Here is an 18,028-nt window from a genome sequence, read left to right as displayed (position 1 = left end):
GATGAACGACAATACGGCAACACGCGAGATCACCGCTGCAGTGGTCCGCGGCAAGGAACAACCCTTCGTCATCGAGCAGGCCCGGCTGCGCGGCCCGCAGGAGGATGAGGTCCTGGTGAAGGTGGTAGCCACCGGCCTGTGCCACACCGACCTGATCGTGCGCGATCAGTACTACCCGGTGCCGTTGCCCGCGGTGCTGGGTCACGAAGGCGCCGGCGTCGTGGAGGCGGTCGGCCCCAACGTAAAGGAACTGAAAGCAGGGGATCACGTGGTGCTGACCTATGGCGCCTGCGGCCACTGCAATCCGTGCCGGGGCGGTCATGGCGCCTACTGCAGGGATTTCTTCGCGCTGAACTTCGGGGGCGATGATGGCCACGGCCATACCGCCATCACCGATGCGCAGGGTCAGCCGTTGCACGACCATTTCTTCGCGCAGTCTTCGTTTGCCACCTATGCGCTGGCGCGCGAGATCAATGCGATCAAAGTGCCCGACGATGCGCCTCTGGAACTGCTGGGCCCGCTGGGCTGCGGCATCCAGACCGGTGCCGGCGCGGTACTCAATTCGCTGAAGGTACGCTCGGGCAGCAGTTTTGCCAGCTACGGTGCCGGCGCAGTCGGTCTGAGTGCGGTGATGGCGGCCAAGGTGGCCGGTGCCACGACCATCATCGCCATCGATGTGGTGCCGTCGCGCCTGGCACTCGCGCTGGAGCTGGGCGCCACCCACGTGGTCAACAGCCGCGAGACCGATGTGGTCGAGGCCGTGCGCGCCATCACCGGCGGTGGCGCCGATTTCGCGCTGGAATCGACCGGTCGCCCTGAAGTGCTCTCTGCGGGTATCGAGGCCTTGGGGGGCTTGGGCATGATGGGCGTGGTCGGTGCACCAAAGCTGGGCACGACCGCCAGTTTCGACGTGAACAACCTGCTGCTGGGTGGCCGCAGCATCCGTGGCATCGTGGAAGGCGACAGTGTGCCGCAGGTGTTCATTCCGCAGCTGGTCACGCTGTTCCAGCAGGGCCGCTTCCCGTTCGACAGGCTGGTGAAGTTCTACCCGCTGGAGCAGATCAACCAGGCGGCCGAGGACAGCACCCGGGGCATCACCCTGAAGCCGATCCTGCGCATCGCGGCGTGATCTGAAGGCAGGGCTGCAGGGCTTCGCCCTGCACCTGCCGGATGGGCGGCAACCGCAGGCCAATACCTCATCGGAGCGTAACGTGGCGTTGCCGCTGGCCGGTGTACGCTGCGCCCATGATCGCAACCTCCGTCGGGCAACAGCAGCTGGTAGCGGCACGCGCGGCCTTTGCCGAGGGCGACGCGCGTTCATTGAGCGTGTTGCCGCAGCCGTTGCAGCAGTCGTGGATGCGCTCGCGCGCGGCTGGCCTGCAGCCCGGGCAGGAACCGGTCTACCTGCCGCTGCAGAGCGATGGCCGGCATCTGCCACAGCGCGACGACCGTCGCCTGGCACGCTGCGTGCAACCGGAGCTGGAACAGCTGTGGGCCGCTTTCGGCGGACGTGGCTGGACGATGTTCTGCGCCAACCGCGAGGGCATGGTGATCGCGCAGCAGGCGCATGGCCTGGAAGACTCGCCCCTGCTGCGGCCGATCCAGGTCGGGCGGCGGCTGGGCGAAAGCGAGATCGGCACCACCGCGCCGGCGGTCAGCCTGGCCGACGACCTGCCAGCGCTGGTGCGCGGCAATGAACATTACCTGCAGCGTTTCGCTCCGGTGTTCTGCCTCAGTGAACCCCTGCACGATCTCGACGGGCGGGTATGCGGAGTGATCGATATCACCGGGCTGGGTGAGCGCGATCCTTCGCTGCTGCAGGGCTATTTCCGGCAGGCCGCACTGGCCAGCGAGAATCGCCTGTTCCACACGCTTGCCGATGTGCACCTGCTGGCGCTGCAGCATGATCCGCGCTGGCTGGCGTCACCCTTGCAGGGGCTGCTGGCGGTGCAGGAGGATGGCCAGCTGCGCGCCGCCAACCGTGTGGCCCGGCGTCTGTTGGGCCTGCCGCGGCGCGGGCCACTGCCGTTGCTGGATATTGCAGCGGTGTTTGCCGGCGCCAGTGCCGCACAGCGGCGGCGCCTGCTGCAGCCGGGGGCGCCGCATCGGGTCCGGTTGGGCGAGGGCAGTGCGGTCTACCTGCAGCATCTGCAGGCGCCGCGCAAGGTCGCTGGCAACAGCGTGCGACGGTCTTCACCGGCGACGATGGCGGCGCCGGCGCTGCGCGATCAGCAGCGTGAAGCGGCGCGCCGGGCGGCGCAGGCGGCGGACGGCAATCTCAGTCTGGCCGCACGCCAGCTGGGCATCTCGCGCACCACGCTGTACAAGCTGCTGCGTGATTGATCGAGCGCGGTGCCGGGCCACGCCCGGCGGAGCAGTCAGTCGCGGAAATTGTTGAACTGCAGCGGCAGCTCGAACTTGCCGGCCTTCAGTACTGCGATCGCGTCCTGCAGATCGTCGCGCTTCTTGCCCTGCACGCGCAGCTTGTCGCCATTGATCTGGCTTTCCACCTTCAGCTTGGCGTCCTTCAGTGCGGCGGCGATCTTCTTGGCCACCTTCTGCTCGATGCCCTGCTTGACGGTGATCTTCTGCCGCGCCTGCGCCAGATTGGTCTCGATGTCGCCGAACTCCAGGCTCAGCACGTCGATGCCGCGCGCTGCCAGACGCGCACGCAGGATGTCGTTCATCTGCTTGAGCTGGAACTCGGTCGGCGCGAACTGGTTGATGACATCGCCATCACGCTCGAACTTGGCTTCCACGCCCTTGAAATCGAAGCGGGTGCTCAGTTCGCGGTTGGCCTGGTCGATGGCGTTGGTCAGCTCGTGGGTGTCGACTTCGGAGACGACGTCGAAGGAAGGCATGGGCGATGCTCCAAAGAATTCAGTGCGGACATTCTATCGCGCCGGCCAGCCTGCCCGCTTTCCGTGGCGCTGGGCATCGCTGCAACGGCATCCCGCCGCCGGCTCGGCGATAATGGGCCATGAACGTGCAACGCTCCCCCTCGCGCGCGGTGGCCTGGATGGTCGCCGCGGTCGCCTGCTTCTCCCTGATGGACGCCGGCATGAAGCAGCTGGCGGCCAGCTATCCCACCCTGCAGGTGACCTTCCTGCGCGGCGCGGCGTCGTTGCCGTTCGTGCTGGTCTGGGTGCTGGTCAGCGCGGGCCCGCGTTCGCTGGTGCCACGTCGCTGGGGCCTGCATCTGCTGCGTGGCGCGCTGGGCATGGCGATGATCGGCTGCTTCGTGTTCGCGTTGCGCGATCTGCCACTGTCCACCGCCTACACCATCTACTTCGTCGCGCCGCTGCTGATCGCGGCCCTGTCGGTGCCGCTGCTGGGCGAACGGGTCGGACCGCGTCGCTGGGTGGCCATCGGCATCGGCCTGGTCGGCGTGCTGGTGGTGCTGCGGCCCGGCGTGGATGGGTTCATCTCGGTGCCGGGCCTGATGGTGCTGGCCGCGGCCACCGCCTACGCCGTTGCCGCGATCACGGTCAGCCTGCTGACCCGTACCGACACCTCGCAGTCGATGGTGGTCTGGTTCCTGGTCATCATGGCGATCGGCGCGGGCCTGCTGGCGATTCCCGGCTGGAGGCCGCTGCTGCTGGCGCACGCGCCGCTGATCGCGGGCATGGGGCTGGCCGGTGCGCTGGGTCAGATCGCCCTGACCAAGGCCTTCCAGCTGGGCGAGGCATCCATGATCGCGCCCCTGGAGTACAGCGGCCTGGTCTGGGTGATCGGATGGGATCTGGCTTTCTGGGGGCAGTTGCCGGATGGCTACACCTGGGTGGGGGCGGCGATCATCGTGGCGTCGGGCCTGTACCTGCTGCACCGCGAGCGGGTGAACCGCCAGCAGCCGCCGAAGCCGCTGGATCATCCCTGAACCGGTTTGGCCGGGGAGCGGGGTCAGATCCCCACAGGGGCTCTGACCCCGGAATCCGCGCCGGAGTAGGTGTCTTAGAACCAAAAGGAATAACATTCTGGCCCATGGCGCAGGCGCGCGACCGCCGGCGCTGGTAGGCTGCACGCCCCCTTCTGTCGCCTGCCGGTGAGCCGCTCCCGTGATCGAGTTCCAGCGCCTGCACAAATCCTATGCCGTTGCCGGCCGCGCGGTCAGCGCGCTGCAACCGCTGGACCTGACCATCGAGGCCGGCGAGGTCTTCGGCATCATCGGTCATTCCGGTGCCGGCAAATCGACGCTGATCCGCATGATCAACCGCCTGGAAGAGCCTTCCGGTGGCCGATTGCTGATCGGCGGCGAGGACATCACCGCGCTGGATGCCGACGGCCTGCGCTCGCTGCGCCGGCGAATCGGCATGATCTTCCAGCACTTCAACCTGCTGTCCTCGCGCACGGTGGCGGGCAACGTCGCCTTCCCGCTGGAGCTGGCCGGTACACCGAAGGCGGAGATCGACAGCCGGGTGGCCGAACTGCTGCAGACCGTCGGCCTGCAGGCACACGCACAGAAGTACCCGGCGCAGCTGTCCGGAGGCCAGAAGCAGCGCGTGGGCATCGCCCGTGCCCTGGCCACCCGCCCGCAGATCCTGCTGTGCGACGAGGCCACCAGTGCTCTCGACCCGCAGACCACCGCGTCGGTGCTGGCGCTGCTGTCGAAGATCAACCGCGAGCTGGGCCTGACCATCGTGCTGATCACCCACGAGATGGATGTGATCCGCCGCGTCTGCGACCGGGTGGCGGTGCTCGATGCCGGCCAGCTGGTGGAGACCGGTCCGGTCACCCAGGTGTTCCTGCATCCGCAGCATCCCACCACCCGCCGTTTCGTCAGCGAATCGGAGCATGTGGACGAAGGAACGCTGCACCGTGATTTCGACGCCGTGAGTGGGCGCATCGTGCGCTTGACCTTCCTCGGTGGCGATACCTACGAACCCCTGCTGGGCAGCATCGCGCGCCAGACCGGGGTCGATTACAACATCCTGTCCGGGCGTATCGACCGGATCAAGGACACACCATATGGCCAACTGGTCGTGGCCCTGGTCGGTGGCGATCACGCCGCCGCGCAGGCCGCGTTCGTGGCCGCTGGCGTGCATGTCGAGGAACTGCGTCGATGATCATTGCTGCTGCGGACGGATTCTTCCGCCACCTGGATGCCGGCAAGTGGGCCGATATCGGCCAGGCCACCATCGACACTCTGCTGATGCTGGCCGGTTCGCTGCCCTTGACCCTGGCCATCGGGCTGCCGCTGGGCGTGCTGCTGTACCTGTTCGGTGCGCCGCAGATGAAGCGTCGTCCGTTCGCCTATGGCGTGCTGGCGCTGGTGGTCAACCTGCTGCGCTCGGTGCCCTTCATCATCCTGATGATCGTGCTGATTCCGGTGACGCTGTTCATGATGGGGACGTCGCTGGGTGTTCGCGGTGCGATCGTGCCCCTGGTGATCGGCGCCGCACCGTTCTATGCGCGGCTTGTGGAAACCGCGCTGCGCGAAGTGGACCGCGGGGTGATCGAGGCGACCCAGGCGATGGGCGCAACCACCTGGCAGCTGGTCACCCGTGTGCTGCTGCCGGAAGCGCGGCCGGGCCTGATCGCAGGTGCCACGGTCACGACCGTTGCGCTGATCGGCTTCACCGCCATGGGCGGTGCGATCGGCTCGGGCGGCCTGGGCGATCTGGCGTTCCGTGATGGCTACCAGCGTTCGCACACCGACGTCGCCCTGGTGACCGTGGTGCTGCTGCTGGTGCTGGTGCAGCTGCTGCAGATGCTCGGCGACCGTCTGGTCGCACATTACACCCGCAGGTAACCGGCGCGTCCGCCGGGCATGGCCTGGCGCTACCCGGCCACGCGGACGTTGCGGTAGCGCCGGGCCATGCCCGGCGGCGGCGTCTCACCGCGCGTTGGGCACTTCATAGCCCAGTTTGCCGACCTGGTCCGGGCGCTGCGGCACCCGCTTGAGCTTGTCGGTATTCACTCCGTACTCGTCGCGCAGGCGCTCGGCCAGCTCCTTGTACAGCGTCTTGTCCATGTCAGGCCGACGGGCAAAGATCCACGCCATCTCGCGGCCCGGATAGCCGATCAGTGCCCAGGAGTAATCCGGCGCCACTTCCAGAACGCGCGAATGGGTCGGCACCACGCGGTAGAACCAGGTCCGCCAGCCATGGTTGCCGCTGTCCGGGTCGACGCTGGCACGGGCGCGGATCTCCTGTTGCGGTTCGCTGAAGCCGTTGCGGTAGCGGTAGGTGATGGCAACCTTGTGATCGTCGCGCAGCGCGTACTCGTTGACGCTGGCAACGTGACCGCGCTCGACGAAGTTCGGTACGCGGCCGATCACGTACCAGGTGCCCATGAAACGTTGCAGATCGATCGGCGCGTTCGGATCGGGGGCGCGGGGCGCCGCGGCACGCGGCGACGGCGGATCGCTGGCAGCCAGCGCCGGGCCCGCCAGGGACAGGGCCAGCAGCACGGCGCAGAGCGGGCGGATCGAAGTCATGCGGGAGCGGGCTCCAGTGGGCTTGCACGCGCATGGTCGACTGTGTGCACGCGGTCCGTCAATGGTGTCGCAGCGTATGAGAAGGCCCTTGCCCAAGCTGTGTTGCATTGTCCACCGGAGAAACCCGCATGAGCGCACGCCTCACACGCCGCCCCTCGACTGAACGCGTCAGCGAACGCGCCGATCCGCGCCTGCTGCGGGGTGTACAGCATCTGGCACTGGCCGGCGTCGCACTGGTCCTGGTGTGGCCGGCCGCCCGTGGCAGCAGTGCCTGGCTGGGTTGGCTGCCCCTGTGGCTGATCGGCATGCCGCTGGTGGCCTGGTGGGCGTTGCTGCGCTGCCCATTGCCGTCGCTGCGGCGGCGGTCGTCGCGTCGTACCGGTGGACAGGCGCGCCGCCGGAGGGCAGCCGGCGCGCGCGGCCGACGCGGCGCGACGGCGGCGGCCTGACCTTCGACACGGGGGCGGTGTCCGGATCCGTGCTAGCGTTCCACGGCTTATGACTGCCTGGAGCTGCAATGTCACGACTCGCTTCCGCCTGCCTGCTGGCTGGCATGATGACCGCTGCCTCGGTGGGGACCGCCGTGGCTGCTGAAGATACCGACCGTTATGCCTGGCTGGAGGACGTCACCGGCGACAAGCCGCTGTCCTGGGTCAAGGAACAGAACGCCAAGGCCGAGGCGCGCCTGGCGCAGACTCCGGCCTTCAGGCAGATGGAGGCCAGCATCCGTGAGGTGCTCGATTCGGATGCCAAGATTCCCGGCGTGCAGAAGATCGGCGACTACTACTACAACTTCTGGAAGGACAAGCAGCACGAACGTGGCCTGTGGCGGCGCACCACCCTGGCCGAGTACCGCAAGGCCTCGCCGCAGTGGGAAACCGTGCTTGACCTGGACGCACTGAACAAGGCCGAGGGCGAGAACTGGGTCTGGCACGGCGCCGACTGCCTGCGCCCGGACTACAGCCGCTGCCTGATCGCGCTGTCACGCGGCGGCGCGGATGCCGATGTCACCCGCGAGTTCGATCTGTCGACGAAGCGCTGGATCGAGGATGGCTTCTTCCGTCCCGAGTCGAAGGGCGGCCTGAACTGGATCGATCGCGATACCGTGTTCGTCTACACCGATTTCGGTGCCGGCACCATGACCACCTCCGGCTACCCTCGCGTGGCCAAGCTGTGGAAGCGTGGGACGCCGATGTCGTCGGCCAGCGTGGTGTACGAAGGCAAGCCGGAGGACATGTACATCGCGGCGATGCACGATGACACCCCGGGCTTCGAGCGCAACCTGGTCAGCCGCACGCTGGCGTTCTACAACAATGAGGTCTACCTGCGCGGCGACGATGGCACGCTGACCAAGATCGATGCGCCGAACTCCGCCGAGAAGGGCCTGCACAAGCAGTGGCTGACCCTGGAGCTGCGCGACGCCTGGACCGTGGGCGGCAAGACCTACGCGTCCGGCTCGCTGCTGGCGACCCGGCTCGATGACTTCCTGGCCGGCAAGCGTGACTTCGAGGTCCTGTTCACCCCGACCGCGACTACCTCGCTGGCCGGTGCGACCTGGACCAAGAACCACCTCGTCCTGAACGTGCTGGACGATGTGAAGAATCGCCTGTCCGTGCTGACCCCGGGCGCCAATGGCTGGCAGAAGAGCGCGTTTGTCGGCGCGCCGGCATTCGGCACTCTGGCCGTGGGCGCAGTGGACAGCGACGACAGCGATGCGGTCTGGCTGACTGCCACCGACTATCTGACGCCGACCACCCTGGCTTTGGCCGAGATCGGCAAGGCACCGGAAACGCTGAAGACCATGCCGGCCTTCTTCAATGCCGAGGGCAAGGTGATCGAGCAGCACTTCGCCACCAGCAAGGATGGCACCCGTGTGCCGTATTTCGTGGTGCATGCCAAGGACATGAAGCTGGACGGCTCCAATCCGACCCTGCTGTACGGCTACGGCGGTTTCGAGATTTCGCTGACACCCAGCTATTCCGGTGGCATGGGCCGCGCCTGGCTGGAGAAGGGCGGTGTGTACGTGGTCGCCAACATCCGTGGTGGCGGTGAGTACGGCCCACGCTGGCACCAGGCGGCGCTGAAGCAGAATCGTCACAAGGCCTACGAGGACATGGCCGCGGTGGCACAGGATCTGGTCAAGCGCAGGATCACCAGTGCCAGGCACCTGGGCGTGCAGGGCGGCAGCAACGGCGGCCTGCTGACCGGCAACATGCTGACGCAGTACCCGGAGCTGTTCGGTGCGGTGGTGGTGCAGGTTCCGCTGCTGGACATGAAGCGCTACAGCCACCTGCTGGCCGGCGCATCGTGGATGGCCGAGTACGGCAACCCCGATACCAGCGACTGGGAGTTCATCAAGACCTTCTCGCCGTACCACCTGTTCGACGCGAAGAAGAACTACCCGCCGGTGCTGTTCACCACCTCTACCCGTGATGACCGCGTGCACCCGGCCCATGCCCGCAAGATGGCGGCGAAGATGATCGACGCCGGCAAGGACGTGACCTACTACGAGAACATCGAAGGTGGCCATGGCGGCGCAGCCAACAACGCGCAGGCCGCGCACATGGCGGCCCTGGCCTACAGCTTCCTGTGGGAGCGCCTGGGCGGTAAATGACGAAATGAAAAACGCCGCCCCCGGGCGGCGTTTTTCATGGGCGGCGCTGCGCGCTCGCCGGACATGGCCCGGCGCTACCGGAAATGCTGCAGCCCGCGCGCGATGCGCTCCACCGCTTCCTGCAGCCGCGGGATCTCCTGGGTATAGGCCAGCCGCACATGCTGGTTGGCGCGGTGGAAGCCGAAATCCAGGCCCGGGGTGAAGGCCACATGCTCGGTTTCCAGGAAGTGCGCGCAGAACGCCTGGGCATCATCGGTGAACGCGCTGACATCGGCATACAGATAGAACGCGCCCTGCGGCTCCACCTCGATGCGGAAGCCCAGCTCGCGCAGCGCCGGCAACAGGAAATCGCGACGCTGGCGGAAGGCTTCCCGTCGCTGTTCGAAGATCGCCATCGATTCATCGGTGAAACAGGCCAGGGCTGCATGCTGGGCGACGCTCGACGCGCTGATGTAGAGGTTCTGCGCCAGCTTCTCCAGTTCGGGCACCGCTGCGGGCGGCGCCACCAGCCAGCCCAGGCGCCAGCCGGTCATGCCGAAGTACTTCGAGAAACTGTTCAGCACGAACGCACTGTCATCGACCTGCAATACGCTGGCGGCGTCCACGCCATAGGTCAGGCCGTGATAGATCTCGTCCACCACCAGGTGCCCGCCGCGTGCGTGCAGTGTGCGTGACAGCGCCGCAAGTTCATCGGCCGACAGCACCGTGCCGGTGGGGTTGGCCGGCGAGGCGACGAGTGCGCCGACGCTGTCCGTGTTCCAGTGCTGTTGCACCAGCGAGGGTGTGAGCTGGTAGGCGGTCTGTGGACCGACCGGGACCAGCTGTGCGGCACCTTCCACCAGGCGCAGGAAATGCCGGTTGCAGGGATAGCCGGGATCGGCCAGCAGCCAGTGCCGGCCCGGGTCGACCAGCAGGCTGCTGGCCAGCAGCAGCGCGCCGGAGCCGCCAGGAGTGACCAGGATGCGTTCCGGATCCACATCCAGCCGGTAACGGCTGCGATAGAAACCGCTGATCGCCTGGCGCAGCGCAGGCAGGCCGCGTGCGGCGGTGTAGCGCGTGTGCCCGGCGGTCAGGGCCGCCTGGCCGGCGCGCACCACCGGCCCGGCCGTGGTGAAGTCCGGTTCGCCGATCTCCAGGTGGATGACATCGTGGCCGGCCTGTTCCAGCGCCTGCGCGCGGGCCAGCAGGGACATCACGTGGAACGGAGCGATTTCATGGCTGCGCCGGCTGTAGACCGGCGGGTGGGGCAGGGTACTCATGCGCCCATGGTACGCCGACCGCTGCCGGCGGGTCCGCACCGTGACGACCTGCAGGGTTGTGGTGCCGACGGGATTGGGGTCAGATCGCTGTTCGGGGAAAGGGAACCGATCCCGTCGAAGACCATTGCATTGAAGCGCCTGGAGCCTTATCTCATGAAGTCCACCCTCTGCCTGTTGCTCGCCAGCCTGATGACCAGCACCGCTACCGCCGCCCCCCTGCCTGTTCCGCCGGACGCCGCCCGGCATCCGCACGAGGTCAAGGCCCCGTTCGGCGCGACCCGCAACGACGACTATTACTGGCTGCGTGACGACAAGCGCGCGAACAAGGACATGCTGGCCTACCTGCAGGCCGAGAACGCCTATGCCGACCAGGTGCTGGCGCCGTTGAAGCCGCTGGAAGACGCGCTGTACAAGGAGATCGTCGGCCGCATCAAGCAGGATGATTCCAGCGTGCCGGCGCGCGAGCGCGGCTACTGGTACTACAGCCGCTTCGAGAGCGGGCAGGACTACCCGATCCACGCACGCCGCAAGGGCAGCATGGATGCTGCCGAAGAAGTGCTGCTGGACGTCAACGCAATGGCCGCCGGCAAGGGCTACTTCAATGTCGGCTCGATGGAAGTCAGCCAGGACAACCAGCTGCTGGCCTGGGCCGACGATGACGTGGGCCGTCGCCAGTACACGATCCGCTTCAAGGACCTGCGGACCGGGCAGGTGCTGCCCGACGTGATCACCGGCAGTTCCGGCGACCTGGTCTGGGCCGACGACAACCGCACCGTGCTGTACGTCGAGAACGATCCGGAAACGCTGCTGACCGTGCGCGTGAAGAAGCACGTGCTGGGCACCCCGGCCAGCGCCGACACCGTCGTCTACGAAGAGAAGGACGACAGCTTCTACATGGGCATCGGCCGCACCCGCGACGACCACTTCATCACCATCGGCGTGCACAGCACGGTGTCGTCGGAAGAGCGCTACGCGCCGGCCAGCGACCCGACCACGTTCACCGTGCTGGCGCCACGCCAGCGCGACGTCGAGTACGACGCCGACCACTACGATGGCCGCTGGGTGATACGTACCAACGACAGTGCAAAGAACTTCAAACTGGTCACCGCACCGACCGATGCCACCTCGCGTGCGCAGTGGAAGGACTGGATCGCGCATGACGATGCGGTGTTCATCGAAGGCTTCGAGCTGTTTGATGGCTTCACCGCCATTGCCGAGCGCTCCGAAGGCCTGGAGCGCATCCGCCTGCTGTTCAAGGATGGCCGCAGCGACTACGTGAAGGCCGATGAGCCGGCGTACTCCATGGGCCTGGGCGACAACACCGAGGCCGATACGCCGTGGCTGCGCTACGTCTACACCTCGATGACCACCCCGACCACTGTGTTCGAGCTGAACACCGCCACCGGCGAGCGCCGCCAGCTGAAGGTGCAGCCGGTGATCGGCTATGACGCATCGAAGTACGAAACCGAACGCGTCTGGATCACCGCGCGCGATGGCGTGAAGGTGCCGGTGTCGCTGGTCTACCGCAAGGGCTACCAGAAGGACGGCAAGGGCGCGCTGTTCCAGTACGCCTACGGCAGCTACGGCATGTCGATGGACCCGTACTTCAACCAGACGGCAGTGAGCCTGCTCGATCGCGGCGTGGTGTATGCCATCGCCCACATCCGCGGTGGCCAGGAGATGGGCCGCGACTGGTACGAGAACGGCAAGCTGCTGCACAAGCAGAACACCTTCAACGACTTCATCGACGTTACCCGTGGACTGGTGGCGCAGGGCTGGGCGGCGAAGGATCGCGTGGCCGCGTCCGGTGGCAGTGCCGGTGGCCTGCTGATGGGGGCGGTGGCCAACCAGGCGCCGCAGGACTACCGGGTGATGGTGGCGCAGGTGCCGTTCGTGGACGTGGTCACCACCATGCTGGATCCGACCATCCCGCTGACCACCAACGAGTACGACGAGTGGGGCAACCCGGAGCAGAAGCAGTACTACGACTACATGCTCTCGTACTCGCCCTACGACAATGTCAGGAAGCAGGATTATCCGGCGCTGTTCGTCGGTACCGGCCTGTGGGATTCGCAGGTGCAGTACTGGGAACCGGCCAAGTGGGTGGCCAGGCTGCGCGACGACAACACTGGCCATTACCCGATCCTGTTCCGCACCAACATGGAGGCCGGCCATGGCGGCAAGTCGGGTCGCTTCCAGCGTTACCGCGAGCTGTCCGAATCGTATGCCTTCGTGCTGCAGCAGCTGGGTATCGCAGCACCGTGATTGCGGCGGGGTGCCGGGCGTTGCCGGGCACCCCGAACCGTTATCCTTGCGAGCATGAGCCTGCCTGAACCGCCTGCCGCCCAGGACGCAGCCCCGACCCGCCGGCCGGTGCGTTTCCGCTGGGCATGGTGGCTGCTCGCCTATGTCAGTCTCGGCACCGGCATTGTCGGCATCTTCGTGCCGGGGCTGCCGACAACCGTATTCATCCTGATCTCGGCATGGGCCGCCTCGCGCGGCTCCGAGCGGCTGCATGCCTGGCTGCTGCAGCATCCGCGCTTCGGGCCGGCCATCAGCAACTGGCAGGCGCATGGCGCGGTCAGCCGCTACGGCAAATGGATGGCCACGATCACCATGGCGGTCTGCGCCGGGATCATGCTGTGGTGCGTGCCGATCGCCTGGGTGAAGTGGTTCTCCATCGGCAGCATGACCGTGGTGGCGATCTGGCTGTGGACGCGGCCGCTGCCGCCGCAGGACTGACCCTTCCGCCGGGCATGGCCCGGCGCTGCCATGGAGGGCCGTACCCTCCACCAACCGCTCAGCCGGCAGTGGCTATACTCGGGGCATGAAGATTCCCCATCGAAACGCCATCCTGATTCCGCTGGCAGCGGCCTCGCTGCTGTTCCTGTCCGCCTGCGGCAACAAGGGCCCGCTGGTGCTGCCGCAGAAGCCGGTGCCGGTGGAAGAGACCGTCGAGCCGGCCACCGATGCCGACGGCGAAGCCACCCCGCCTGCCACCCAGGACACGGGTGACGGCAGTCCGTCGGTGACCCCGGACCCGGTGAAGAAGGTGGACGACGGGAATGAGTAAGACCGGTTCCACCGCGCTGCGTTTCAGCAAGATGCACGGCGCGGGTAACGATTTCGTAGTGATCGACCTGCGCGACGGCACCGCGCCGCCCACGCCACAGCTGGCCGCGCGCCTGGCCGACCGCCACACCGGCGTGGGCTGCGACCAGATCCTGACCATCGAGGCCCCGCGCGTCGAAGGCTCGGTCGCCTCGTACCGGATCTGGAACGCCGATGGCTCCAATTCCGAGCAGTGCGGCAACGGCGCGCGCTGCATCGCGGCCTGGCTGGTGCGCGAGGGCAGTGCCCAGGGCGATGCATTCGTCATCGACAGCCCACTGGCCAGCCATACGGTGCAGGTGCTGGGCCAGGGCCAGTATGCGGTGACCATGGGCGTACCCGCATTCGAACCTGCCAGCGTGCCGCTGGTCGGCTTTGCCCACCCGCGCGAGGAGTATCTGCTGCCGCTGCAGGGCGAGAGCGTGCGGTTTGCTGCGGTGTCGATGGGCAATCCGCATGCCGTGATCGAGGTGGGCCTGATCGATGCGGCGCCGGTCGAGCGGGTCGGCGCGCTGCTGCAGCAGCATGCCTCGTTCCCGAAGTCGGTGAACGTGGGTTTCACCCAGGTCATCGCGCCGGACCACGCGCGGTTGCGCGTGTTCGAGCGGGGCGTCGGCGAGACCCTCGCCTGCGGCAGCGGCGCCTGTGCAGCCGCAGTCACCCTCATGCAGCGCGGTCGCCTGCAGCGCGATGCACGCATCAGCCTGCCCGGCGGCGAACTGCGCATCCAGTGGCCGGGCGAGGGGCAGCCCGTGGTGATGGCCGGCCCCACCGCATTCGTCTTCGAAGGGGAGTGGATCGCATGACTGAGACCGTCGACAAGCTCGGGGCCCATGAAGTCGCTGCCTGGTTGCGGCGCCATCCGGCCTTCCTCAAGCAGTTTCCGGACCTGGCGCTGACCCTGGTGGTGCCGCGCGATGACGGCCCGACCGCATCGCTGGCCAGCTACCAGCTGGAGCTGCTGCGGGAAAAGAACCGCGAGCTGGCGCGACGGTTGGCCGATCTGGGCGCGACCGCCCAGGTCAACGAACGGCTGGCGGTGCGCACCCACCAGCTGACGCTGGCACTGATGAAGCAGGGCAGTGCCGCCGATACCCTGCGTGCGATGGCCGCCTCGCTGCAGGAGGATTTCGCGGGTGATCTGGTGCGGCTGGTCGTGCACGTGCCGGTGGCCGGGCTGGAACAGGCCGAATGGCTGCAGGTCATCGCGGCCGACGATCCACGCCTGGGTCCCTTCCGTGATTGCCTGAAGGACGGTGAGCCGATCTGCGGCCGCCTGCAGCCGGAAAAGAACGCGGTGCTGTATGGCGCGCGCAGTGAGGAGGTGCAGACCACCGCCCTGCTGCCGCTGCCGGGTGTCGGCCTGATCGCGGTCGGCAGCCATGACCCGAACCGCTTCTACCCGGGCATGGGCACGCTGTTCCTGCGCATGATGGGCGAGGCCCTGGCCACCGGCCTCAAGCGCTTCCAGGACTGAGCGGAGCGCGGCGGCGATGAGCGCGGTCATGGCGTTCCTGCAGCACCTGCAGGTGGAACGGCGGATGTCGGCGCATACGCTGGACGCCTACCGTCGCGACCTGGATGCGCTGGCGGCATGGGCCGAGCCGCGGGGCGTGCCGGTGGAGGCGCTGGATGCTGACGCCGTGCGACAGTTCGTCGCCGATGAACATCGCCGGGGCCTGTCGGCCAAGAGCCTGCAGCGGCGGCTGTCTGCCTGCCGCAGCTTTTATGCGTGGCTGCTCAGGCATGGCCGCGTCGAGGTCAGTCCAGCGGCCACCCTGAAGGCACCGCGAGCGCCGCGCAGGCTGCCGCAGGTGCTCGACGCCGATGAAGCAGTGCAACTGGTCGAACTGGAACCGGAAGGCGAGCTGGGGCGACGCGACCGCGCGCTGCTGGAGCTGTTCTATTCCTCCGGCCTGCGCCTGAGCGAGGTCTGCGCATTGACTTGGCGTGACCTGGATTTTGCCAGCGGACTGGTCAATGTGATGGGCAAAGGCAACCGCCAGCGTCGGGTACCGTTCGGCAAGCCGGCGCGCGAGGCACTGCTTGCGTGGCGCAGCGAAAGCGGCGGCGCCCCGGCCACCCCGGTGTTTCCGGGCCGCAACGGGCCGATCAGCCAGCGCGCGGTGCAGATCCGCATCCGCCAGCTGGCGCAGCGGCAAGGGCTGTTCAAGCACGTGCATCCGCACATGCTGCGGCACAGCTTCGCCAGCCACATCCTCGAATCGTCCGGCGACCTGCGCGGCGTGCAGGAACTGCTGGGGCACGCCGACATCGCCACCACGCAGATCTACACCCATCTGGATTTCCAGCACCTGGCCAAGGTCTACGACGCTGCGCATCCGCGCGCCAAGCGCCGCCGGTAGCGCCAGGCCACGCCCTGCGGCGGTGGTGGCGCCAAGTCATGCCCTGATAAGGTGGTAGCGCCGGGCCATGCCCGGCGGATGCAGCGGTCGCTGGCGCCCGAGCCCTGAACGGCAGCCATCCACGCAGGCTTGATCGGCCCCGGCGCTGTCCCCATGTCCCGGGAACAGCTATCGGAGGCCGCATGGACCCCAGTCAGAACCCCAACGTTTTCCACGCCACCACCATCGTCTGCGTGCGTCGCGGCGAGCATGTGGCCATTGCCGGCGACGGCCAGGTCACGCTCGGCCACACCGTGATGAAGGGCAATGCGCGCAAGGTGCGCCGGCTGGGTCGCGATGGCCAGGTGCTGGCCGGTTTCGCCGGCGCGGCCGCCGATGCCTTCACCCTGTTCGAGCTGTTCGAGGCCAAGCTGGAAAAGCACGGCCAGCTGCAGCGTGCCGCCGTCGAGCTGGCCAAGGACTGGCGCACCGAGCGTCGCCTGGGCAAGCTGGAAGCACTGTTGGCCGTGGCCGACAAGGAAACCTCGCTGATCATCAGCGGTACCGGCGACGTGATCGAGCCGGAAGACGGCATCATCGCCATCGGTTCCGGCGGTTCCTACGCGCTGTCGGCGGCCCGCGCGCTGATGGCGCACACGGCGCTGGATGCGCGCACCATCGCCAGTGAAGCGATCAACATCGCGGGCGACATCTGCATCTACACCAACCGCAACGTGGTGGTCGAGGAGCTGTGACGCTCCCTGATCCGCCGGGCATGGCCCGGCGCTACCGGCCGGGCCGTCTGGTTCCGGTGTCATCGACAACGCATTCGTGAGCCCATCCATGTCGAAGATCGAAGTTTCCTCCGCCACCATGACGCCGCGCGAGATCGTGCAGGAGCTGGACCGGCACATCGTTGGCCAGCATGACGCCAAGCGCGCCGTGGCCATCGCCCTGCGCAACCGCTGGCGCCGCATGCAGCTGCCGGCCGAGCTGCGCAACGAGGTCATGCCGAAGAACATCCTGATGATCGGCCCGACCGGCGTCGGCAAGACCGAGATCGCGCGTCGCCTGGCCACGCTGGCCAATGCGCCGTTCGTGAAGGTCGAAGCGACCCGTTTCACCGAGGTCGGCTACGTCGGCAAGGACGTCGAACAGATCATCCGCGATCTGGCCGATACCGCGGTCAAGCTGTACCGCGAGCAGGCCAAGGTGCGCGTGCGCACCCAGGCAGAAGAACGTGCCGAAGACCGCATTCTCGATGCGCTGCTGCCACGCCGCAGCGGCGGCATCGGTTTCGACCCGGAAGTGGCGCGCAACGAGCCGTCGGCACAGGACAACGAAACCCGCATCAAGTTCCGCAAGATGCTGCGCAATGGTGAGCTGGACGAGCGCGAGATTGAACTGGATCTGGCCGCCAACGTCAGCATGGACATCATGACGCCGCCGGGCATGGAGGAGATGGGCCAGCAGCTGAAGTCCATGTTCGCCAATCTCGGCGGTGGTGCCAAGGCGCACAAGCGCACCTTGACCATCAAGGCGGCACGCCCGCTGCTGCTGGAGGAAGAAGCCGGCAAGCTGGTCAACGAGGACGATATCCGCACTGCGGCGATCGAAGCCTGCGAGCAGCATGGCATCGTCTTCATCGACGAGATCGACAAGGTTGCCAAGCGCGGTGACAACGTGGGTGGTGGCGACGTCTCGCGTGAAGGCGTGCAGCGCGATCTGCTGCCGCTGGTGGAAGGCTCGAACGTGTCGACCAAGTACGGCACGATCAAGACCGACCATATCCTGTTCATCGCTTCCGGTGCCTTCCATCTGGCCAAGCCGAGCGATCTGATTCCGGAGCTGCAGGGTCGTTTCCCGATCCGCGTGGAACTGGGCGCGCTGAGCAAGGGTGATTTCGTGCGCATCCTGACCGAGCCGAAGGCAGCGCTGACCAAGCAGTACGAAGCGCTGCTGGCCACCGAAGGCGTCAAGGTCAGCTTCACTGCCGACGCCATCGACCGCCTGGCCGAGATCGCCTTCCAGGTGAACGAGCGCCAGGAGAACATCGGTGCCCGCCGCCTGCATACGGTACTGGAGCGCCTGCTGGATTCGCTCAGCTACGAAGCGCCTGACCGCGATGGCGAGACCCTGGCCATCGACAGCGCTTACGTCGATGCGCATCTGGGTGAACTGGTGCAGGATCCGGACCTGAGCCGCTACATCCTGTAACGCAGAAGGCCGCCGAAAGGCGGCCTTCTTGTTTGAGGGATCCGAC

At 67.0% G+C, this 18,028-nt stretch carries 18 protein-coding genes and 1 pseudogene; 15 read left to right on the top strand and 4 right to left on the bottom strand.

Features of this window, described 5'->3' with window-relative positions:
* The first annotated feature begins 1 nt into the window (after position 1).
* Positions 2 to 1,129 carry an NAD(P)-dependent alcohol dehydrogenase gene (locus ACZK08_RS16880; RefSeq protein ID WP_053519821.1) on the top strand — a complete coding sequence of 376 codons (1,128 nt, stop codon included), beginning with the start codon at positions 2 to 4 and terminating at the stop codon, positions 1,127 to 1,129.
* 116 nt (positions 1,130 to 1,245) lie between these two features.
* Entirely contained in the window at positions 1,246 to 2,343 is a 1,098-nt protein-coding gene (locus ACZK08_RS16875; protein WP_065181776.1) for a helix-turn-helix domain-containing protein, read from the top strand.
* A gap of 35 nt (positions 2,344 to 2,378) precedes the next feature.
* Here ACZK08_RS16875 and ACZK08_RS16870 read toward each other — a convergent pair whose 3' ends face one another.
* Positions 2,379 to 2,861 (bottom strand): YajQ family cyclic di-GMP-binding protein, encoded by a 483-nt coding sequence (locus tag ACZK08_RS16870; RefSeq protein ID WP_065181775.1) that lies wholly within the window; start codon positions 2,859 to 2,861, stop codon positions 2,379 to 2,381.
* 119 nt (positions 2,862 to 2,980) lie between these two features.
* Here ACZK08_RS16870 and ACZK08_RS16865 point away from each other — a divergent pair, with 119 nt between their 5' ends.
* The 3 genes from ACZK08_RS16865 (at position 2,981) to ACZK08_RS16855 (ending at position 5,749) form a co-directional block, all read left to right on the top strand.
* Positions 2,981 to 3,877, top strand: a complete 897-nt coding sequence (locus ACZK08_RS16865) for a DMT family transporter (protein ID WP_065175182.1) — start codon at positions 2,981 to 2,983, stop codon at positions 3,875 to 3,877.
* 178 nt (positions 3,878 to 4,055) lie between these two features.
* Positions 4,056 to 5,063, top strand: a complete 1,008-nt coding sequence (locus tag ACZK08_RS16860) for a methionine ABC transporter ATP-binding protein (protein WP_065181774.1) — start codon at positions 4,056 to 4,058, stop codon at positions 5,061 to 5,063.
* Positions 5,060 to 5,749 carry a methionine ABC transporter permease gene (locus ACZK08_RS16855; protein ID WP_053519816.1) on the top strand — a complete coding sequence of 230 codons (690 nt, stop codon included), beginning with the start codon at positions 5,060 to 5,062 and terminating at the stop codon, positions 5,747 to 5,749. The genes ACZK08_RS16860 and ACZK08_RS16855 overlap by 4 nt, the downstream gene beginning before the upstream one ends.
* A gap of 84 nt (positions 5,750 to 5,833) precedes the next feature.
* Here the strand turns inward: ACZK08_RS16855 and ACZK08_RS16850 are convergent, their stop codons facing one another.
* Entirely contained in the window at positions 5,834 to 6,436 is a 603-nt protein-coding gene (locus tag ACZK08_RS16850; RefSeq protein WP_053519815.1) for a lipocalin family protein, read from the bottom strand.
* Between the two features lie 128 nt (positions 6,437 to 6,564).
* On the opposite strand from ACZK08_RS16850, the gene ACZK08_RS16845 reads away from it, so the two are divergent.
* Both ACZK08_RS16845 and ACZK08_RS16840 read left to right on the top strand, forming a co-directional pair.
* Positions 6,565 to 6,885 (top strand): hypothetical protein, encoded by a 321-nt coding sequence (locus ACZK08_RS16845; protein ID WP_053519814.1) that lies wholly within the window; start codon positions 6,565 to 6,567, stop codon positions 6,883 to 6,885.
* Positions 6,886 to 6,953: 68 nt separating this feature from the next.
* A complete protein-coding gene (locus ACZK08_RS16840) occupies positions 6,954 to 9,050 on the top strand; it encodes a prolyl oligopeptidase family serine peptidase (RefSeq protein ID WP_053519813.1) in 2,097 nt (698 codons plus the stop codon).
* 74 nt (positions 9,051 to 9,124) lie between these two features.
* Here the strand turns inward: ACZK08_RS16840 and ACZK08_RS16835 are convergent, their stop codons facing one another.
* Positions 9,125 to 10,309, bottom strand: coding sequence for a pyridoxal phosphate-dependent aminotransferase (locus ACZK08_RS16835; RefSeq protein WP_065181773.1), 1,185 nt, complete (start codon positions 10,307 to 10,309; stop codon positions 9,125 to 9,127).
* 146 nt (positions 10,310 to 10,455) lie between these two features.
* Positions 10,456 to 10,521: pseudogene (locus tag ACZK08_RS16830) on the bottom strand (hypothetical protein); the annotation flags it as partial.
* Between ACZK08_RS16830 and ACZK08_RS16825 the strand changes: the two are divergent.
* The 8 genes from ACZK08_RS16825 to hslU all read left to right on the top strand — a co-directional run bounded on the left by ACZK08_RS16825 (position 10,499) and on the right by hslU (position 17,982).
* On the top strand, positions 10,499 to 12,574 hold the full coding sequence (locus ACZK08_RS16825; protein ID WP_428992323.1) for a S9 family peptidase: 2,076 nt from the start codon (positions 10,499 to 10,501) through the stop codon (positions 12,572 to 12,574). The pseudogene ACZK08_RS16830 and the gene ACZK08_RS16825 sit on opposite strands and share 23 nt — an antisense overlap.
* Before the next feature lie 54 nt (positions 12,575 to 12,628).
* Positions 12,629 to 13,051 (top strand): YbaN family protein, encoded by a 423-nt coding sequence (locus tag ACZK08_RS16820; RefSeq protein WP_053520181.1) that lies wholly within the window; start codon positions 12,629 to 12,631, stop codon positions 13,049 to 13,051.
* Positions 13,052 to 13,136: 85 nt separating this feature from the next.
* Positions 13,137 to 13,382, top strand: coding sequence for an LPS translocon maturation chaperone LptM (gene lptM, locus ACZK08_RS16815; RefSeq protein WP_053520180.1), 246 nt, complete (start codon positions 13,137 to 13,139; stop codon positions 13,380 to 13,382).
* Entirely contained in the window at positions 13,375 to 14,226 is an 852-nt protein-coding gene (gene dapF / locus ACZK08_RS16810) for a diaminopimelate epimerase (protein ID WP_065181771.1), read from the top strand. Before lptM ends, dapF begins: the two co-directional genes overlap by 8 nt.
* The gene (locus ACZK08_RS16805) at positions 14,223 to 14,897 is read left to right on the top strand and encodes a DUF484 family protein (protein ID WP_065175177.1); all 675 of its coding nucleotides are present in this window, start codon (positions 14,223 to 14,225) and stop codon (positions 14,895 to 14,897) included. The genes dapF and ACZK08_RS16805 overlap by 4 nt, the downstream gene beginning before the upstream one ends.
* A 16-nt stretch (positions 14,898 to 14,913) precedes the next feature.
* Complete coding sequence (gene xerC / locus ACZK08_RS16800) at positions 14,914 to 15,786, top strand: tyrosine recombinase XerC (RefSeq protein WP_065181770.1); 873 nt, start codon at positions 14,914 to 14,916, stop codon at positions 15,784 to 15,786.
* A 182-nt stretch (positions 15,787 to 15,968) separates the two neighbouring features.
* Positions 15,969 to 16,520, top strand: a complete 552-nt coding sequence (hslV, locus tag ACZK08_RS16795; protein WP_053520176.1) for an ATP-dependent protease subunit HslV — start codon at positions 15,969 to 15,971, stop codon at positions 16,518 to 16,520.
* Between the two features lie 88 nt (positions 16,521 to 16,608).
* On the top strand, positions 16,609 to 17,982 hold the full coding sequence (gene hslU, locus ACZK08_RS16790) for an ATP-dependent protease ATPase subunit HslU (protein WP_053520175.1): 1,374 nt from the start codon (positions 16,609 to 16,611) through the stop codon (positions 17,980 to 17,982).
* The last annotated feature ends 46 nt before the right edge of the window (positions 17,983 to 18,028 follow it).

The organism is Stenotrophomonas sp. 112478_Sma (assembly GCF_056479905.1).
This window is presented reverse-complemented; position numbering and strand designations above follow the sequence as displayed.

Bases quoted from the DNA above. Each gene is read 5' to 3' on its own strand.
- ACZK08_RS16880 (WP_053519821.1), top strand. From the start codon at position 2: ATGAACGACAATACGGCAACACGCGAGATCACCGCTGCAGTGGTCCGC.
- ACZK08_RS16875 (WP_065181776.1), top strand. From the start codon at position 1,246: ATGATCGCAACCTCCGTCGGGCAACAGCAGCTGGTAGCGGCACGCGCG.
- ACZK08_RS16870 (WP_065181775.1), bottom strand. From the start codon at position 2,861: ATGCCTTCCTTCGACGTCGTCTCCGAAGTCGACACCCACGAGCTGACC.
- ACZK08_RS16865 (WP_065175182.1), top strand. From the start codon at position 2,981: ATGAACGTGCAACGCTCCCCCTCGCGCGCGGTGGCCTGGATGGTCGCC.
- ACZK08_RS16855 (WP_053519816.1), top strand. From the start codon at position 5,060: ATGATCATTGCTGCTGCGGACGGATTCTTCCGCCACCTGGATGCCGGC.
- ACZK08_RS16850 (WP_053519815.1), bottom strand. From the start codon at position 6,436: ATGACTTCGATCCGCCCGCTCTGCGCCGTGCTGCTGGCCCTGTCCCTG.
- ACZK08_RS16845 (WP_053519814.1), top strand. From the start codon at position 6,565: ATGAGCGCACGCCTCACACGCCGCCCCTCGACTGAACGCGTCAGCGAA.
- ACZK08_RS16840 (WP_053519813.1), top strand. From the start codon at position 6,954: ATGTCACGACTCGCTTCCGCCTGCCTGCTGGCTGGCATGATGACCGCT.
- ACZK08_RS16835 (WP_065181773.1), bottom strand. From the start codon at position 10,309: ATGAGTACCCTGCCCCACCCGCCGGTCTACAGCCGGCGCAGCCATGAA.
- ACZK08_RS16825 (WP_428992323.1), top strand. From the start codon at position 10,499: ATGACCAGCACCGCTACCGCCGCCCCCCTGCCTGTTCCGCCGGACGCC.
- ACZK08_RS16820 (WP_053520181.1), top strand. From the start codon at position 12,629: ATGAGCCTGCCTGAACCGCCTGCCGCCCAGGACGCAGCCCCGACCCGC.
- lptM (WP_053520180.1), top strand. From the start codon at position 13,137: ATGAAGATTCCCCATCGAAACGCCATCCTGATTCCGCTGGCAGCGGCC.
- dapF (WP_065181771.1), top strand. From the start codon at position 13,375: ATGAGTAAGACCGGTTCCACCGCGCTGCGTTTCAGCAAGATGCACGGC.
- ACZK08_RS16805 (WP_065175177.1), top strand. From the start codon at position 14,223: ATGACTGAGACCGTCGACAAGCTCGGGGCCCATGAAGTCGCTGCCTGG.
- xerC (WP_065181770.1), top strand. From the start codon at position 14,914: ATGAGCGCGGTCATGGCGTTCCTGCAGCACCTGCAGGTGGAACGGCGG.
- hslV (WP_053520176.1), top strand. From the start codon at position 15,969: ATGGACCCCAGTCAGAACCCCAACGTTTTCCACGCCACCACCATCGTC.
- hslU (WP_053520175.1), top strand. From the start codon at position 16,609: ATGTCGAAGATCGAAGTTTCCTCCGCCACCATGACGCCGCGCGAGATC.